This is a genomic window from Pseudonocardia sp. DSM 110487 (assembly GCF_019468565.1).
Classification (GTDB): domain Bacteria; phylum Actinomycetota; class Actinomycetes; order Mycobacteriales; family Pseudonocardiaceae; genus Pseudonocardia.
Genome location: NZ_CP080521.1, coordinates 2,346,081 through 2,361,821 on the forward strand (window position 1 = coordinate 2,346,081; position 15,741 = coordinate 2,361,821).

Consider the following 15,741-nt stretch of genomic DNA (forward strand, 5'->3'; position numbering starts at 1 on the left):
CCGGCACGGTCACCACGTGAGAACGAGTTCCTCGACGCCGTGTACGGCAGTCAGGCGCCGGAAGGAGATGTCCTTCGGGTCGTTCGCCAGGCGAAGGTTCGGGAAGGATTCGAACAGCGCCGACAGGGCAACGCGCATCTCCATCCGGGCCAAGGGTGCGCCGATGCAGTGGTGGATCCCATGGCCGAAGGCGACGTGCGACGTCGGCTTGCGTTCGACGTCGAAGCTGTCGGGGGAGTCGACGAGCGATGGGTCCCGGTTGGCCATCGGCAAGGACGCCACGACCTGATCGCCGACGGCCATCGGCTGTCCGCCGACGATGGTGTCTTCCCGAACCGTTCGGGGGATACCTGAGTGCAGTGGCGTGAGGAAGCGGAGCAGCTCCTCGACGGTGCCGTCGATGCGATCGGGATCGTCGAGGAACTTCGCGAGCTGCGCCGGGTTCTCGAGCAGGAGCGCGGCGGCTGCGCCCAGTGTGTTCGCCGTCGTCTCGTGGCCGGCGATGAGCAGGAGCAGCGCGATGCCGACGAGCTCGTCGTTGCTGATGTCAGCATCGTGTTCCCGGATCAGCATCCCGATGAGGTTGTCGCCGGGCACCCGTCGGTGTTCTGCGATGAGGTCGGACATGTAGGAGCGCAGGTCGAGGAACGCCTCGTTCCGCTCCTCCGGGGACACGTTCACTTGCAGCTGAACCGCCGACAGGTGCTGGAACTTCTGCCGATCGGAGTACGGCACACCCAGCAACTCGCAGATCACCAGTGACGGTATCGGGAGCGCGAACTTCTGGACGAGGTCCACCGGCGGACCTTCCTCCTCCATGGCCTTGATCATCTCATCGACGATGGATCGCACCCGGGGCTCCAACGCGCGAATGCGGCGCAGGGTGAACTCCGGGGTCAGCATCCGACGGAGGCGAGTGTGTTCGGGCGGATCCTGGCCGACCATGAACGACGCCGCGTCCACGACTGGTGGCGCTGCTCTGCCGGCACCATCATTCGCCGACGGGGCTGCGGTCGATCTGCCTGCGCTGCTGAACCGGTGCGAGTCGCCGAGCACGAGGCGCACGTCCTCGTAGCGGGTCACCAGCCACGCGGGGTTGCCGGTCGCGGTCTGGATCCGCGTCGGTCGCTCTTCCGCTGCGTGTTCGACGAGGGTGCGGCCGGGGCCGTAGCGGTGTCGTTCCATGTTGACGGGCTCGGGTCGGTTCGTGGCTGCCACGGAACTCCAAATCATCGGGATCGACTTCGTCATGTGGTTCTTTTCACGCGGTAGATCATTGCTGCGGCAGTGAGTGCCAACACGGCGCAGACCAGGTAGTAGAACGTGTAGCCACCGAGTGGCGTCGCCGCTCCGAACGCGATGATCACGGGCGCGGTCGCGGGCGCGATCGACTGTGGCAGAGACGCGGCAGCGTTCAGCAGGCCGAGATCCTTCGCGGTTTCGTCGGTGTCCGGGAGCACGTCCGTCGCCAGTGCGAGTGCCACGGAGAAGAAGGACCCGGCACCGACACCGATGATCGCGTGGGAGATCAGCACCGTGGTGATGTTCGGGGCAGTTGCGAGCAATGCCAGGCCGATGGCGATGATGATTCCGGCCAGCGCGACGAACAGTCGGCGCTTGCGGAATCTGTCAGAGAGGAAACCCCCGGCCAGGCTGGAGACGATCATCGTGGCGAAAGTGATGGCGTTCGCGAGGAGGATCGTCGCGAGCGCAGCCTGCTCGTCGAAGCCGAACCGGTCTCTGAGGTAGTACGGGAGGTAGCTGGCGATGCTTCCGTAGCCGAACATGACGACAAAATGCGCCGCCCAGGTCCAGGCGAAGTCGGGATGCTTGGCCGGATTGAACACGAACGAGCCGAAGATCTGCCGAAGGCTCAGGCCGGTCGATGGCTTCTCGGGCAGAACGTGATCTTTGAGGGTGAAGACGAACCAGACGGTCAGTACGCTTCCGATGACCGCCGGCACGATGAAGCGCAACGCATCGTCATCGAGGAAGTTCACGATCGTGACACCGACGAGGACGCCGACAGGCGTCGCGGCGCCGATCATGCCGGACGCCAGGCCGCGATGGTGGCGAGGGACATGTTCGGGCAGGGTCGCGCTGGCGGCGGCCAAGGCTGCGTTGCTTGCACCCTGGACGACGCACCATGCGAGGAGGACGACCCATACCGATGTTGCGATGCCGACCACCCAGAGGCCGGCCAGTGTCACGACGGCTCCGCCGAGGATCCAGGGGCGGCGCATCCCCCAGGCCGAGGTCGTGCGATCGGACAGCCGTCCGGCGAGCGGGCTGACGATGAGGCCGACCATTGCTCCGACACTGATGACGAGCGCCAAATTCGCGGTCGCGTCCTCGGGGGAATCCGAGATGTGATCGATCTTGAATGCGAGGGTGACGACGAGCGGCGTCGTGGTCGCGAGGAAGACGCCGAGATTGGCAGCGGAGAGAGCTGCGATGAAACCGCGTGGACCCTTCTGGGTAGAGGTGCGAGATTCCGCGAACTCGGTCACGGTGGTGGACGGTGGCGATGCTGTCATGTCATCCTGTTGCTCGAATGCCGAATAGTCGTGAAGATGCGCCAGTGTGTGGCACTCGACTCAGGGAGCAGCGGGTCGAACCGGAGGGCTACTTTCGGGCAACTCCCATGCGCCGCCTCTGTCCTCCGACGCGAATCGCGCGGCGATATCGGGGATGTGCAGCGATGTGGCCAGGCCCGACACGGTGAGAAAGGCATTGATCGCCAGTCGGCTCTTGGGCAGGCCCAGTGCCAGCAGCCGTGGTTTCACCTCGGCCTGGATCTTGTCGACGAACGGCCGGAGAACGACGTCGTAGTTCTTGAACGCCGTCGGCAGGTCGTCGGGGTGCCTAGCGATCTCGCCGGCCAGGACGTACGCGCCGACCAGGCCACCGGAGACTCCCATGCCGCTGTAGGGGGAAGCGCAGTGCGCAGCGTCCCCGGCCAGGACCACCCGGCCCTTGGACCAGGTGTCGGTGCGGACCTGCAGGACCTCCTGGGAGTAGAAGCTGGCGGTCGTCTGCATCCCTTCGATGAACCGCTCGGTCTGCCAGCCCGCGTCCCGGAACTTCTCGGCCCAGAACATCTTCTGGGTCTCGACAGGCTCCCGGTGCACGGCTGAGGCCTCCGCGGAGGCCTCCCTCAGCACGAAGTACACCTGCGTCTCGGTCGGGTTGTGGCTCCTGCGCATGATCTGCCGGCCACCCGGGGCGAGATAGGTGTCCCGGATGTTGCTGTCCGACGCGATGCGCGGAACGAACCAGTACGACATGTGCATACCGACGCGCCAGTAGGGCTCGGGCGCGCCATCGGGCAGGACGGCGCGGCGGATGCGCGACCCTTGTCCGTCCGTCCCGACCAAGAGGTCGTACTCGTCGGACGAGCCGTCCGAGAGATGGGCGACGACCTTCTCCTCGTCCTGCTCGATGCGTTCCACGCTGACGCCGAAGACGTACTCGACGTCGTCCTTGGTCGCGTCGTTGAGGATGCGCACCAGATCTCCGCGCATGATCTCGTACTCGGAGGTGAGGGTCTGGCGGCCGCGGCCCGAGGTGTTGGCCATGATCGTCGCTCGCGGCTTGCCGCGCTCGTTGACGAAGGCGACTCCCGCCTCGTCGACGAGCTTGGCCCTGACCGCGTCGAGCAGTCCCATCCGCTTCAGCGCCTCGATGCCCTGACCGCGGAGGTCGACCTGGGCGCCCGTGGCGCGCAGCGCCGGGAAGCGTTCGACGACGAGCACGCGATGACCGCTCCGCGCGAGCCAGTAGGCCAGCGCCTGCCCTGCGATCCCGGCGCCGCAGACGAGGACCTTGACGGGGCGAGTTCTCGCTCCGGCTTTCATGACGAAGGCTCCAACCTATCGGTGATAGAGAACCCAAGAGTTGCCTATCGGTGATAGGCTGTCAAGGTGCCCAGACCTCCGAAACTCGACCGTGCGACCGTCGTCGGCGAAGCGCTCGATCTGCTCGACGAGGTCGGCCTCAGTGCCGTGAGCACGCGGGCACTGGCGAAGCGGCTCGGCGTCGAGCAGCCGTCGCTGTACTGGCACTTCCGCAAGAAGGAGGACCTGCTGGGCGCGATGGCCGAGGCCGCGATGGCCCCGCACTCGGAGGCACCGCTGCCCACCTCCGCCGACGACTGGCGCGCATGGTTCCTGGAGAACACGCGCAGCTTCCGGCGGACGCTGTTGCTGCGCCGCGATGGCGCACGGCTCCACGCCGGGTCGTTCCCCGGCGAGGCAGATCTCGCCAGGCTCGCCGCGAAGATGGCGTTCCTGACCGCGTCCGGTGTACCGGAGCGCGCCGCCCAGATGGCGATGCTGACCGCGAGCCGATTCACCGTCGGCAGCGTCCTGGAGGAGCAGAGCGATATGGGTCAGGCCCCCGGCGCCGACCGGATGCCCGACGTCCCACAGATCGACCACCAGTCGGCGTTCGAGGCCGGCATGGCGCTCATCCTGTCCGGGCTGGTGCAACAGGTCGAGCGGCAGCGGTGTGCCGTTCGACGGCTCGTGTGATTCCGACCGCGGTCGCGTGCAGCTGGGGCACCAGGCGTGCCACGTGCAGCCGGTTGATGGGGAGCGTTGCCGAGATCGCGGCGTAGACCTCGCTGTCCGACCCGCGGACGGGCACGGCGATGCTCCCGTAGCCGACCAGTGTCTCCTCCCGCTCGACCGAGTAGCCCTTCTTCCGGAACTCGGCCAACTGAACCTTCAGCTCACTCGGAGATGCCGCGCTTCGGGCGGTCGGGCGCGCAAGGCCGGTTTTCTCGAGCCGATCGAGCACCGCGGCGGATTCGGGGCGCACCGCGAGGAGGATCTTGCCCGTTGCCGTGCAGGTCGCCGGCAGCCGTCCGCCGACTTCCGAGTGGGTGCGCACGTTCGCTTCGCCGGCCACCTTCTCCACGTAGAGCACGTGGCCACCTTCGAGCACCGCGAGGTGGATGGCGGCCCGAGTGGCTGCGAAGAGGTCGACGAGCAAGGGGCGGGAGACCTTGCGCAGAACGGCCGAGACGGGCACGCGCTGCCCGAGCTCGAAGACCTTGATGCCGAGCTGGTACTGGTCGCCGACGCGCTCGAGCAGCCCCCACTGCACCAGCTCCTGTGCCAGCCGGTGGGCCGACGCCTTGGGTACGCCCGACCTGTGACTGAGCTCGGTCAGCCGAAGCCGGAACGCGCCGGCCCCGAAGGCACCGAGAAGGAGCTGGGCCTTGCCGAGGACGGACTTCGGGCAGCCGGGTTCGGGACTGTCGACGGCGAGCGAAGTCATGCGGGGACCTCTCGATGACTGTGGTGGGCTCACCGCATTGTGTGCTCGGGCCGGGTCAGCGCTGCGCGGGATTCCGTTAATCTCAGGGAACAGTTCGCGGTTCTGCTCAGCGGACCGAAGACTTCGGGCGCGGCCGGTCCGGGACCTAGCGTCGGAGCATGCCCGAACACACCTCGCCGCCGCCGCGGGTTCTCGACCTCACCGACGGACTCGCCTTCCAGGGGGCGCGCCTGCTGGTCGGCATCGGAGCCGATGTCGCGCGGGTCGACCCGGGTGAGGAGCTCGACGCCGCGGCCCGCATCCACTGGCACGCCGGCAAGCGGTGGGTGCGGCTGACGGGCGAGCGCGTGCTCGACGAGCTCGCGGCAGGGGCCGACGTCGTGCTGGAGAGCGGCCCGGTGGCCGCGCTGCGGGGCGTGCGCGCGGACGGCACGTCCCGCTGGCCCCACGCGGTGCACGTCGTCGTCACCCCGTTCGGGCTGACCGGACCGCACCGCGACTGGCTGGCCGACGACCTCGTCCTCGCCTCAGCCGGCGGGATGACGTGGCTCGGCGGACGCGCCGACGGTCCGCCGAAGCCGCCGCCGCGCGAGCAGGCCGTCCAGGTCGCGGGCACGCATGCGGCCATCGCCGCGCTGCTCGGTGTGGTCGCCCGCGACCGGAGAGGAGCGGGCCAACTCATCGACATCTCTGGCCAGGAGGCCGTGGCCGCCACCCTCGAGACGGGCGCGATCGCCTGGATCCACGCCGGCCGGTTCCCGGTCCGCAACGGTGGGGTCTTCGAGCACGTCGCGCACCGGATCTTCGCCGCGTCGGACGGGTTCGTGGCCGGCGGCTACTCCGGCAGCAACCGGATGTGGACCGACCTACTGGCGTGGATGGCCGAGGAGGGCGAGGCCGCCGACCTGGTCGACGAGAAGTGGAGCGATCCGGTCGTGCGCTGGCAGGGCCGGCCGTACGTCGACGAGGTCGTCACCCGGTTCGTCGCCAAGCGCGGCGCGGGGGCCGTCGCCGAGGAGGGCCGGGCGCGCGCCTTGCCGTGGGCCGAGGTCGTTCCACCGGCGCAGCTCACGGAGAACCCGCAGCTGCGCGACCGGCAGTTCTTCGTCTCGGTGGCGGGTGACGACCTGCCCGGTGTCGTCGAGGACGCCGGTTTCCCGTGGGAGGCGCCACGTGTGCCGCGTCCGGTGCGCTTGCACGCGCTGCACGAGACACCCGCCGGTCGGGCGTGGACGCACACCGAGCCGCGTGGGCGACGACCACGGCCGTCCGGTGCTCGCCCCCTCGACGGCGTCCGCGTGCTGGACCTGACCTGGGTGCTGGCCGGCCCGTACGTGACCAAGCAGCTCGCGGAGCACGGTGCGGAGATCGTCAAGATCGAGTCGAGGCACCGGCAGGACCCGACACGGTTCTCGCCGTCGATGCGGCTGCGGGAGAACGCGGGTCCGGACGACAGCGCGTACTTCCTCAACTTCAACCGCGGCAAGCGGAGCGTCGCGCTGAACCTGCGGACGGACGAGGGCGCGCGGCTGCTGCGCGAGCTCGTGCCGCACTGCGACGTGGTGGTCGAGAACTTCAGCCCGGGCGTGCTGGCGAAGTGGGGGATGGACTACGCGTCCCTGCGGGAGCTCAACCCGGACGTCGTCCTCGTGTCGATGGCGGGCGTCGGGCAGACCGGGCCGTGGCGGAACGCCGTGACGTTCGCGGACACGCTCGCGGCGATGTCCGGGCTCTCCAGCGAGACGCGAGACCCGGGCGGGTCGCCCCAGGGCCTCACGTTCGGGCTCGGCGACATGGTCGCGGGGAACGCCGCCGTCCTCGCGACGCTGACCCTGCTCGCCGACCAGCGCGGCGGGCACGTCGACCTCTCGCAGCTGGAGGCCATGGCCGCATCGATCGGGCCCGCCGTCGCCGAGGCGGCCTTCCCGCCCGTGGGGGCGGACCACCGCACGCCGGAGCACCCGAACCGCTCGGTCCGGGCCGTGCCGCACGGGGTGTACCCGGCCGCGGGCGAGGACCGATGGGTCGCGATCGCCGTCCTGGACGACGCCCAGTGGCGCGCGCTCGTCGGGGTCACCGGCGGACTCGGTGTCCCCGCCGCCGCAGACCTGGCCGCCCGCCGCGCGGCCGAGGACGCGATCGACGCCGCGCTCGCCGGGTGGACGGCGCAGCGCGACCCCGTCGCGGCGGCCGCTGCCCTGCAAGCGGCCGGCGTGCCGGCCGCGCTGGTCGCCACCGGCCAGGACCTGGTGGACCGGGACGAGCACCTCGCGGCGCGCGGCTTCTACCCGGTGCTCGAGCACCCGATCGCGGGCCCGGTGCGGCACGAGGGGATCGTCGCGCGGCTGGGCGCGACGCCCGGGGCGCTCACCTCTCCCGCGCCGCTGCTCGGCCAGGACACCACAGCCGTGCTGACCGAACTGTTGGGGCTCGACGAGACCGAGCTGGCCGCGCTCGCCGCCGCCGGTGTGACCGAATGAGGAAGCAATGAGGAAGCGATGACCGTACTTCGGATCACCCGTGACGGGAGCGTGGCCACGGTCCGGATCGACCGGCCCCCGGCCAACGCCGTGGATCCCGCGATGATCGAGGAGTTCCTCGTCGTGCTGCCGCCGCTGGCCGCCGACCCGGAGGTGCGCTGCATCGTGATCACCGGGACCGGCCGGTTCTTCGTGGCAGGCGCGGACATCGCCGTCATGCGCGACCTGTCCGAGGAGAACCAGGCCGCGATGCGCCGGTGGATCGAGGTGCAGCGGGCGATCGAGCTCGCGCCCAAGCCGGTGATCGCCGGAATGAACGGGCACGCGCTTGGCGGGGGCGCGGAGCTGTCGCTCGCCTGCGACCTGCGGATCCTGTCGAGCGCCGCGAGCTTCGGCTTCCCGGAGATCGCCCTGGGCCTCTTCCCCGGTGCGGGCGGCAGCCAGCGTCTTCCCCGGCTCGTCGGGCCTCACCTGGCGAAGCGCCTGATGATCGAGGGGGAGCGGCTCACGCCCCAGCGGGCCCTCGACCTCGGCCTCGTCGACCGGGTGGTCGACGCCGCCGAGTTCGACTCCGTGCTCGCCGCCGAGGCGCACCGCCTCGCCGCGAAGCCGACGGCCGCGATCGGCGTGCTCAAGCGGGTCGTCGACGAGGGGTGGGGGCTCCCGATCGAGGACGCGCTGCTCTGCGAGGAGAAGGGCGTGCAGGCGCTCACCCGCACCGCCGATGCGGCGGAGGGCCTGCAGGCGTTCCTCGACAGACGCGAGGCCCGTTTCATCGGTCACTGAGGAGCCCGCGCGTCGCCGGCGGCTAGGTCATCAGCCGTGGCTTGCGATGAGTTCGAGCTGCACGCCGTCCGGGTCGCAAAATGTCACCAGCGACACCGGAAATCCTTCCATGTCATACACGCCGGAGTTGCGGACGTCCTGGCTGTGCAGATGTGCCACCCACGCATGCAGTGCCTCAACGGATGCGACCGCGAAGGACAGGTGGTCGAGGCCCGTCCGGGTCGCGTCGAAACGGTCTCCGGGATTCGCGGGATGGTGATCGAGGCCCAGGGTGAACGACGAGTCGGGCGGGCCGAGCACGATCGTGTAGCCGCCCGCGTCGCTTCGGAAGTGCCGTACCTGGAACTGGCGTCGGATGCCGAGTACTCGCTCGTACCAGACGGCGCTCGTCTCCAGGTTGGTGACCGTGATGCCGACATGGTGAATCGCGGTGAGTGCCGGTTGCACTGCTGGATCTTCGGTCGGCCTTGCTTCGGCGGTCGTCATGTCGATCCTCCTCGGGCTCGTACCGGCGGGACTTCTCATGCGGCCGGGCTGAGCCCGGCGACGATCGCGTCGAACGCTGCCTGGTCGGGCGGGTCGAACGGCGCGCCGGCGGGAACCGACCCGATGATCTTGATGAACTGGTCGATCGACCGGCCCGATGCGGCCGGCAGGTGGGAGCTGAAGACGGCTGTGGGTCGGAGCCGGGCGACCTCGCCGACCGCCACCTGGAAGCGCTCGTGATCGACGAGGTGGGTCCATGGCGAATCGAAGGCCGCCCAGCCGGCCATTCCGCCGACGAGGTCCGCCTCGGGCACGTCCGCGCAGTCCTGCGGGACGGACGGCAGGATCGCGCCGAAGGCGTCGACCGTGAACAGCGCACCGGTTCTGTCGTCGAGCAGTCCGGTCGACATGGGATTGTCGTACAGCGGTGGCCGCAGACCACGAAGGTGCCTGTCACCCACATCGATTCGGTCGCCTGGTCGGAGCGCGGTCACCCGGTCCAACGGCACCGGCCACCAGGTGGCCATGCGCAGTGCACCGAGACCGTGCGTTGCCAGTCGTGCCGCCGGCGCCAGCGACATGATCCGCTCGAGGTTGCCCGTGTGGTCGGCGTCGTCATGCGTCAACCAGATCCATCGAATCTCGGCCGGGTCGATGATCGACCGCACCGCGTGCTCGAACTCCTCGGCGTCGATGGCGAGACCGGTGTCCACGAGGACCGGTTGGGCGGCCAAGATGAGGTACGTGTTGACGACGAGCTCACCCACGCCCGGGAGCGGCAGGGTCGTCGGCAGGACGTAGACGTCGTCGGTGGCCCGGTAGACAGGGTCCATGTCCGTTCCCTCCTCGTACGGCACTACCGGCGCCTCGCGTCGGTCGTCGTAGGCCGGTCGTCCTGGATGGCGGACGAGATCTCAAGCCCGTGGTGCTTGGCGCTGCAAGCCATGATCGGAGTGGTGCCCGGGCCCCGTCATCGGGCAGACCCCCATATTTAGGTCATCCCGTCCCCACATGGTGGCGGGCCGCATAGGCGACCAACTCGGATCGACCCCCGACGCCCACCTTTGCGGCCAGGTTGGCGATGTGGCGCTCGACGGTCTTCGGAGAGAGATAGAGGCGAGCCGCGATCTCCCTGGTGGAGCGGCCCTCGGCGAGGAATGCCAGCACCTCCGCCTCCCTCGGGGTCACCCCCACGGTCGCCATCGTCGCCGGCAGGTCCGGGGCCGGGCGGCGGCGCCGCGGCACCGGCGCACCGGCCTGGCGGAGCAGCGATCGGCACGCCGAGGCCACCGCGGGCGGCCCGGACGGATCGAAGAAGGCCAGCGCCTCGGCCAGCCATCGCGTCGGGTCTCCCCAGCCGTCGGTGATGGCCGCCTCGGCCACCAATCGGCGGGCGTGGTGGCGGTACCAGTCGCACGGGGCGAGGTCGGCGTCAGCCCGGATGAAGGCCCCCTCGGCCGCCGCTACCTGACCTTGCCGGCCGAGGGTCACGGCCCGGGCATGGCCCACCCATCCTCGGATCAGCCAGTACGTCGTCAGTCCCGACGCCTCGACCTCGGCCACCGCCGCCTCCCCATCGCCGGCATCCAGGGCGTGGACGAGGGCCCACAAGCCCCGGCATGGCGCGGTGACCGGCGTGCCCCGCAACAGCGCCATGCCGGCGTCCAGCTCGGCCAGCGCCCGGGCGCGGTCCTCGCGGACGATCCACAGCAGCGCCCGGGCCATGAGCAGAGCCACCCCTCGGACCTCGGGGTGGCCGCCCGAGGCGGCGACGGCCTTGTCGATGGCCGCCTCCATCTCGGCCCGCTGATCCATCAGGGCGTGACCCACCGCTTGCAGGACGAACCCCACTCCTTCGACGAGGGGAAGCCGCAGCCGCCCTGCCTCCGTGGCGCAGGACCGACCGGCGTCCAGGGCCCCTTCCGACTCGGCATGGTTGGTGAACCACGCGGCCATCTGGAGGCTGAGCGTGGCCGCGGTGGCCAGCGCACCCACGTCGAGCGCTGCCCTGCGGGCCTGGGCGAGCCGATCGAGCGGGCCGCCGCCCAGCAGGTCGATGGTGCCCAGCTCGTGGAGGGCCCGCACCCGCCACAGCGTCAGGCCGTGCTGCTCGGCCAGTGCCAAGGCAGCCGAGAAGGCCCGCGCCGCCGAGGTGAGGTCACGCAGGCGTTCCCGTTGGCCCAAGACCGCGAGGGCCTCGCAGGCCAGCTCGTAGCGCCGACCTGACTCGGACATGGTCAACGCCCTCTCGGCGAGCGCCGCGGCGTCGTCGAGGCGGCCCTCGCCGAGCGCCACCTGAGCGGCCAGGACCTCGAACTCGCCGGCGCCACCGCCTGCCGCGAGCTCTCGGGCGTGGTGAAGCCGATCCAGGGCGCCCGCCCAATCGGCCGACACGATGGCCGTGCGAGCCAGCCACAGGTGCACCTGCGCCCGGCGCGCCGGCGGGGCCGCCAGTGCCGCCAGCCGGGAAAGCAGGCGCCGGCCGACCTCGCCCACCCGCTCGGCGTTGCCGGCCTTGACGAGCACCTCGCAGAGCACCTCGTCGATCTCGACAGCCAGTTGCCGGTTGTCGCCGACCAGCCGCCCGGCCCGCTCCAGGTTCGCCTCGGCGCTGGCCAGCGCTCCGCGCGCGAACGCCCGCCGCCCGGACTCGAGGTGCAACCGGGCCGCCCGGGCCGGCTCGTCAGCCTGGTCAGCGAGATCGGCCGCCAGCTCGCACCACTCCCCGGGCAGGCCGGGATGAGCGGCCTCGACAGCACGAAGAGCGCGCGCGGCAATGGTTGCTCGCTCCGGCGGAACGAGCTCCGCGAGGATGGCGTCGCGAGTCAGCGCATGGCGGAACCGGAAGCGGTGCCCGGGATCGGCGGCCTCCACGGACAGCAGCTGGGCGTCGACGGCCCGGTGGAGGCGATCGACCACCGCGGCGTCGTCCTGGCCGCTCATGCCCGCCAGCAGGCGCCAGTCGAAGCTTCGGCCGAGCAGCGCCGCCGCACCGAGAAGGTCCCGCGTGTCCGACGATGCTCCGAGACGTCGCCGCACGGTCTCGGCAAACGTGGCAGGGATCGCCAGCCCTGGTGAGCGGTCGAGGACCCAGCCGTCGGCCGTCTCGTACAACTCGTGGGCCTGGACCATCGCTGCCAGCAGCTCCTCGACGAGGAAAGGCAGTCCATCGGCCCTCGCCACCACGACCTCGGCAACCTCGCGGGGGACGACCGAAGCCTGCAGGCAGCCCGCAGCCACCGACACGACCTCCTCGTCGCTGAGGCTCCGGAGCTCCACCATGGTTGCGGAGCGCCGGGCAACGAGGTCGCGGACGCGCGACAGAGCCCTGCTGGGTTCGTCGCTGCGAAGCGAGACCACGCAGAGGACCGGTTCCCCCGCGATGTTGTCGGCGAGATACTCGACGACCTCGACAGTCTCGGCGTCGGCCCATTGGAGATCCTCGAGCACGAGCACGCAGCCAGCACCGCGGCCCAGAGTGGCGAGCAGCCTGATCACGGCTTCCCCCAGCACCACGAGCGACTCCTCCCCGGGTGCCTCGCCATGCAGACGCCACTCCGGGATGAGTCGGCCGAGGATGGGCAGGAACGGTGCGAGCTCCGGAACGTGCGGCGGTCCCGACCTGCGAAGGTGTGAGAACAGTGCCTCCGCGACGGCCCGGAAGGGGATCGGGCTGTCGCGCTCGACCGCCCGGCCGGTCAGCACGCGCGCTCCCCGACGAACGCCCTCCTCGGCGACCTCCCGCAACAGCCGCGACTTTCCAACCCCGGCCTCGCCGGCGACCACCCGTGTCGCGCCAAGGCCGTCGGCCAGGCGATCGAGGGCGCGTCGTAGCTCCTGCCACTCCTGGTCGCGGCCGACAAGTACGGGGCACAGCAGCTCCCGCATCAGACCAGCATGCCACCAGGTGTAGAGCGCATCGCGACGGATCAGAGTGCGGTGACCAGCGGCGTGTCGACTCCCAGGTCGCCGACGGACGCCGCTCCACCCGGATCGCCGAGCGGCGCGTCCCGCCCCGGCAGCGGCGTGGCGAAGAAGTCGATCGAGTCGGCGATGAAGACCGCCTTCTGCTCGTCCTTGCGTCCGGTCCGGTCGACGAAGATCGCGTCGACCGGGCACTCCGGTTCGCAGGCTCCGCACTCGATGCACTCGTTGGCGTTGATGTAGCTCTTGCGCTCGCCGACGTAGATGCAGTCGACGGGGCAGACGTCGAGGCAGGCGCGGTCGGTGACGTCGACGCAGTTGGCGCCGATGACGTAGGACATGGTGCTAGCTCCTCTCCGTGGAGTGGCCGGGGAAGAGCGTCAGCTCCGGGTCCAGCTCCACTGCGGCGTTGTTGACGGCGGTTGCGACCTCGCCGAACCCGACGGACATAAGCCGGACCTTGCCCGGGTAGTCGGTGACATCGCCCGCGGCGAAGACCCGGTGCACCGTCGTGCGCATCCGGGTGTCGACGACGATGGAGCGGCGGTTCAGCTCCAGGCCCCACTCGGCCAGCGGTCCGAGGTTGCTGACGAAGCCCAGCGCCGCCACCACGCTGTCGACCTCCAGCACGCGGTGCTCGGCCTCGCCGCGCACGCGGACGTGCGCCTCGCGGAGCAGCTCGTCACCGAGCAGGGCCTCGACCTCGGCGTCGGTGATGACGGTGGCGCCGCACTCGTGAACGGCCCGGACGCTCGCCGCGTGGGCGCGGAAGCCACCGCGGCGGTGTACGAGGGTGACCGAGCGGGCGATCGGGTGCAGGGCGAGCGCCCAGTCGACGGCGCTGTCGCCGCCGCCCACGACGAGCACGTCCTGGCCGTCGTGGGCGGCCGGGTCCGGCACGAAGTAGGAGAGGCCGCGCCCGAGGAACTCCTCGCCCGCGGGGAGCGGGCGCGGCGTGAACGTGCCGGTGCCCGCGGTCAGGACGACCGCGCCGGCATCGACGACGGTGCCGTCCGCCAGCGACACCTGCGGGCGACCGTCCGGGGAGTGCGCGAGCGCGGTGGCCTGGCTGCCCAGCAGGTACCGCGGACCGAACGCGTCGGCCTGCTCCTTCAGCGCGGCGACGACGTCCCGGCCGCGTGACCCGGGGATGCCCGCGATGTCCCGGATCTCCTTCTCCGGGTAGAGCGCGGCGATCTGCCCGCCCGCCTGCGGCAGGGCATCGACGATCACGGTGCGCAGGCCGCGGAACCCCGCGCAGTAGGCGCCGTAGAGACCGGTGGGGCCGGCGCCGACGATCAGGATGTCCGTGTTCATGCTCGCGGGCACGGCCGACCTCCGGTGGATGGTGGGGAAGGGAAGAAGACGAGCTCCCCGGCGCCGGGGGCGTTCCGGACGGTAGGTGCGCCCCCAGGGTGTGTCCCGCCCGCCGGACCGCTCAGCGAAACCGGGACCGGATTCCCGGGCGCGGTTCGGTCAGCGGAACCGTGACCTTGGAGGGCCCGCCGGCCGGTGTTGGACTGGCTTCATGAATGCGAATGGCGGAGCGACCGACACGAAGGCAGCGGCCGCCCCACGCCGCCGGCCGCGGCGCGCCGGCAAGCTCCCCGGACGCCAGGACTGGTCGAGCTGGCCCCATTACCAGGCCGCTGCCGCCGGTTTCCGCGGCTACTGGTACCCGGTCTGCTACGGGTCACAGCTCACCGGGAAGCCGAAGCAGATCACGCTGCTCGGCGAGAAGATCGTGCTGATCCGCGACGGTGTCAAGAACATGGGCACGGCGTACGCGTTGAAGGACCGGTGCCCGCATCGCGGGGTGCCGTTGAGCGAGGGCAACCAGCAGTTCCCCGGCACGATCTCGTGCCCGTACCACGGCTGGACGTTCGACCTCGCGACGGGCGAGCTGAAGGCGGTCATCACCGACGGCCCCGAGAGCCCGATCTGCGGAAAGGTCACCCAGCCCACCTACGAGGTCGAGGAACGACTCGGCATGGTGTGGGTCTTCGTCGGCGACGGCGAGGACGCGCCGCCCATCGACGAGCAGCTCCCCGAGGAGCTGGTCGGCAACGCTGCGGTGGTCGGGTCGCGGATCCAGCCCCGCGTGGGGAACTGGCGGTTCGCCTGCGAGAACGGCTACGACGAGGGCCACGCCAAGTACCTGCACCGCACGTCGCTCTGGCGGGTGTTCAAGGCCATGCCCGTGTGGAACGAGACCCGCATTGTCCAGCGGGGGCGCTGGATCTACCGCGTGCAGGACAAGCAGTACTGGACCGCGGAGTTCCCCGGTCTCGGCAAGTGGGACAACCAGTCCTGGTTCAAGCTCAAGCCGCCGAAGCAGACCAGCAACATCGGCAACACCGGCAGCCACCGCGAGGTCAACCCGGTGATCGCCGCCCAGGAGTTCCCCGGGTTCGCGTCGGTGAGCATGCCGGGGATCCTGCGGATCGCGTACCCGACGTTCATCCACTACGAGTTCTACGTCCCGGTGGACGCCGAGAACCACCTGTACGTGGGTGTGATGGCGGATTTCCGGAAGGGGTTGCGGACCCTGCCCTTCTACCTGAAGTACCTCGGATTCGTCCGGTGGCTGTTCCACGGCCAGTTCTCCGCGCAGGACAAGTGGATGGTCGAGGTGACCGACGCCCCGCCGGAGCGGCTGTACCGGCCGGACGAGTCGCTGCTCAAATGGCGCAAGCTCGCCGAGGACGTCACCGAGGAACGGACCGAACGGCTCAAGGCCGACGGGTTCGAGCCCGCAGGCCCGCCCGTCGAGAGCTGAGGA

The 15,741-nt window shown here is 70.3% G+C and carries 13 protein-coding genes; 4 read left to right on the forward strand and 9 right to left on the reverse strand.

Annotated elements, in window-relative coordinates; translation table 11 throughout:
• Positions 1 to 9 precede the first annotated feature (9 nt).
• From K1T35_RS10750 to K1T35_RS10760, 3 genes are all read right to left on the reverse strand, one after another.
• Complete coding sequence (locus K1T35_RS10750) at positions 10 to 1,218, reverse strand: cytochrome P450 (RefSeq protein ID WP_255621760.1); 1,209 nt, start codon at positions 1,216 to 1,218, stop codon at positions 10 to 12.
• 29 nt (positions 1,219 to 1,247) lie between these two features.
• A complete protein-coding gene (locus tag K1T35_RS10755; RefSeq protein ID WP_255621761.1) occupies positions 1,248 to 2,510 on the reverse strand; it encodes an MFS transporter in 1,263 nt (420 codons plus the stop codon).
• Positions 2,511 to 2,597: 87 nt separating this feature from the next.
• A complete protein-coding gene (locus K1T35_RS10760; protein ID WP_220260017.1) occupies positions 2,598 to 3,857 on the reverse strand; it encodes an FAD-dependent oxidoreductase in 1,260 nt (419 codons plus the stop codon).
• Between the two features lie 66 nt (positions 3,858 to 3,923).
• On the opposite strand from K1T35_RS10760, the gene K1T35_RS10765 reads away from it, so the two are divergent.
• Entirely contained in the window at positions 3,924 to 4,532 is a 609-nt protein-coding gene (locus tag K1T35_RS10765) for a TetR/AcrR family transcriptional regulator C-terminal domain-containing protein (RefSeq protein WP_220260018.1), read from the forward strand.
• Here the strand turns inward: K1T35_RS10765 and K1T35_RS10770 are convergent.
• A complete protein-coding gene (locus K1T35_RS10770; protein WP_220260019.1) occupies positions 4,468 to 5,283 on the reverse strand; it encodes an IclR family transcriptional regulator in 816 nt (271 codons plus the stop codon). The genes K1T35_RS10765 and K1T35_RS10770 overlap by 65 nt on opposite strands.
• Positions 5,284 to 5,441: 158 nt before the next feature.
• Between K1T35_RS10770 and K1T35_RS10775 the strand changes: the two genes are divergently transcribed.
• A complete protein-coding gene (locus tag K1T35_RS10775; RefSeq protein ID WP_220260020.1) occupies positions 5,442 to 7,763 on the forward strand; it encodes a CoA transferase in 2,322 nt (773 codons plus the stop codon).
• A gap of 18 nt (positions 7,764 to 7,781) precedes the next feature.
• The gene (locus K1T35_RS10780) at positions 7,782 to 8,549 is read left to right on the forward strand and encodes an enoyl-CoA hydratase/isomerase family protein (RefSeq protein WP_220260021.1); all 768 of its coding nucleotides are present in this window, start codon (positions 7,782 to 7,784) and stop codon (positions 8,547 to 8,549) included.
• A gap of 30 nt (positions 8,550 to 8,579) precedes the next feature.
• Here the strand turns inward: K1T35_RS10780 and K1T35_RS10785 are convergent, their stop codons facing one another.
• The 5 genes from K1T35_RS10785 to K1T35_RS10805 all read right to left on the reverse strand — a co-directional run bounded on the left by K1T35_RS10785 (position 8,580) and on the right by K1T35_RS10805 (position 14,276).
• Positions 8,580 to 9,035: a VOC family protein gene (locus tag K1T35_RS10785; RefSeq protein ID WP_220260022.1), complete on the reverse strand. Its 456-nt coding sequence runs from the start codon at positions 9,033 to 9,035 to the stop codon at positions 8,580 to 8,582.
• A 35-nt stretch (positions 9,036 to 9,070) separates the two neighbouring features.
• Positions 9,071 to 9,868 carry an MBL fold metallo-hydrolase gene (locus tag K1T35_RS10790; RefSeq protein ID WP_220260023.1) on the reverse strand — a complete coding sequence of 266 codons (798 nt, stop codon included), beginning with the start codon at positions 9,866 to 9,868 and terminating at the stop codon, positions 9,071 to 9,073.
• A gap of 163 nt (positions 9,869 to 10,031) precedes the next feature.
• Complete coding sequence (locus tag K1T35_RS10795; protein WP_220260024.1) at positions 10,032 to 12,923, reverse strand: LuxR family transcriptional regulator; 2,892 nt, start codon at positions 12,921 to 12,923, stop codon at positions 10,032 to 10,034.
• A 41-nt stretch (positions 12,924 to 12,964) separates the two neighbouring features.
• The gene (locus K1T35_RS10800; RefSeq protein ID WP_220260025.1) at positions 12,965 to 13,300 is read right to left on the reverse strand and encodes a ferredoxin family protein; all 336 of its coding nucleotides are present in this window, start codon (positions 13,298 to 13,300) and stop codon (positions 12,965 to 12,967) included.
• Positions 13,301 to 13,304: 4 nt separating this feature from the next.
• The gene (locus K1T35_RS10805; RefSeq protein WP_220260026.1) at positions 13,305 to 14,276 is read right to left on the reverse strand and encodes an NAD(P)/FAD-dependent oxidoreductase; all 972 of its coding nucleotides are present in this window, start codon (positions 14,274 to 14,276) and stop codon (positions 13,305 to 13,307) included.
• A 211-nt stretch (positions 14,277 to 14,487) separates the two neighbouring features.
• On the opposite strand from K1T35_RS10805, the gene K1T35_RS10810 reads away from it, so the two are divergent.
• A complete protein-coding gene (locus tag K1T35_RS10810) occupies positions 14,488 to 15,738 on the forward strand; it encodes a Rieske 2Fe-2S domain-containing protein (protein ID WP_220260027.1) in 1,251 nt (416 codons plus the stop codon).
• Positions 15,739 to 15,741 lie beyond the last annotated feature (3 nt).

Excerpts from the sequence above, each read along its gene's own strand:
- K1T35_RS10760 (WP_220260017.1), bottom strand. The coding sequence starts at position 3,857 with ATGAAAGCCGGAGCGAGAACTCGCCCCGTCAAGGTCCTCGTCTGCGGC.
- K1T35_RS10800 (WP_220260025.1), bottom strand. The coding sequence starts at position 13,300 with ATGTCCTACGTCATCGGCGCCAACTGCGTCGACGTCACCGACCGCGCC.
- K1T35_RS10795 (WP_220260024.1), bottom strand. The coding sequence starts at position 12,923 with ATGCGGGAGCTGCTGTGCCCCGTACTTGTCGGCCGCGACCAGGAGTGG.
- K1T35_RS10770 (WP_220260019.1), bottom strand. The coding sequence starts at position 5,283 with ATGACTTCGCTCGCCGTCGACAGTCCCGAACCCGGCTGCCCGAAGTCC.
- K1T35_RS10810 (WP_220260027.1), top strand. The coding sequence starts at position 14,488 with ATGAATGCGAATGGCGGAGCGACCGACACGAAGGCAGCGGCCGCCCCA.
- K1T35_RS10785 (WP_220260022.1), bottom strand. The coding sequence starts at position 9,035 with ATGACGACCGCCGAAGCAAGGCCGACCGAAGATCCAGCAGTGCAACCG.
- K1T35_RS10790 (WP_220260023.1), bottom strand. The coding sequence starts at position 9,868 with ATGGACCCTGTCTACCGGGCCACCGACGACGTCTACGTCCTGCCGACG.
- K1T35_RS10805 (WP_220260026.1), bottom strand. The coding sequence starts at position 14,276 with ATGAACACGGACATCCTGATCGTCGGCGCCGGCCCCACCGGTCTCTAC.
- K1T35_RS10775 (WP_220260020.1), top strand. The coding sequence starts at position 5,442 with ATGCCCGAACACACCTCGCCGCCGCCGCGGGTTCTCGACCTCACCGAC.
- K1T35_RS10780 (WP_220260021.1), top strand. The coding sequence starts at position 7,782 with ATGACCGTACTTCGGATCACCCGTGACGGGAGCGTGGCCACGGTCCGG.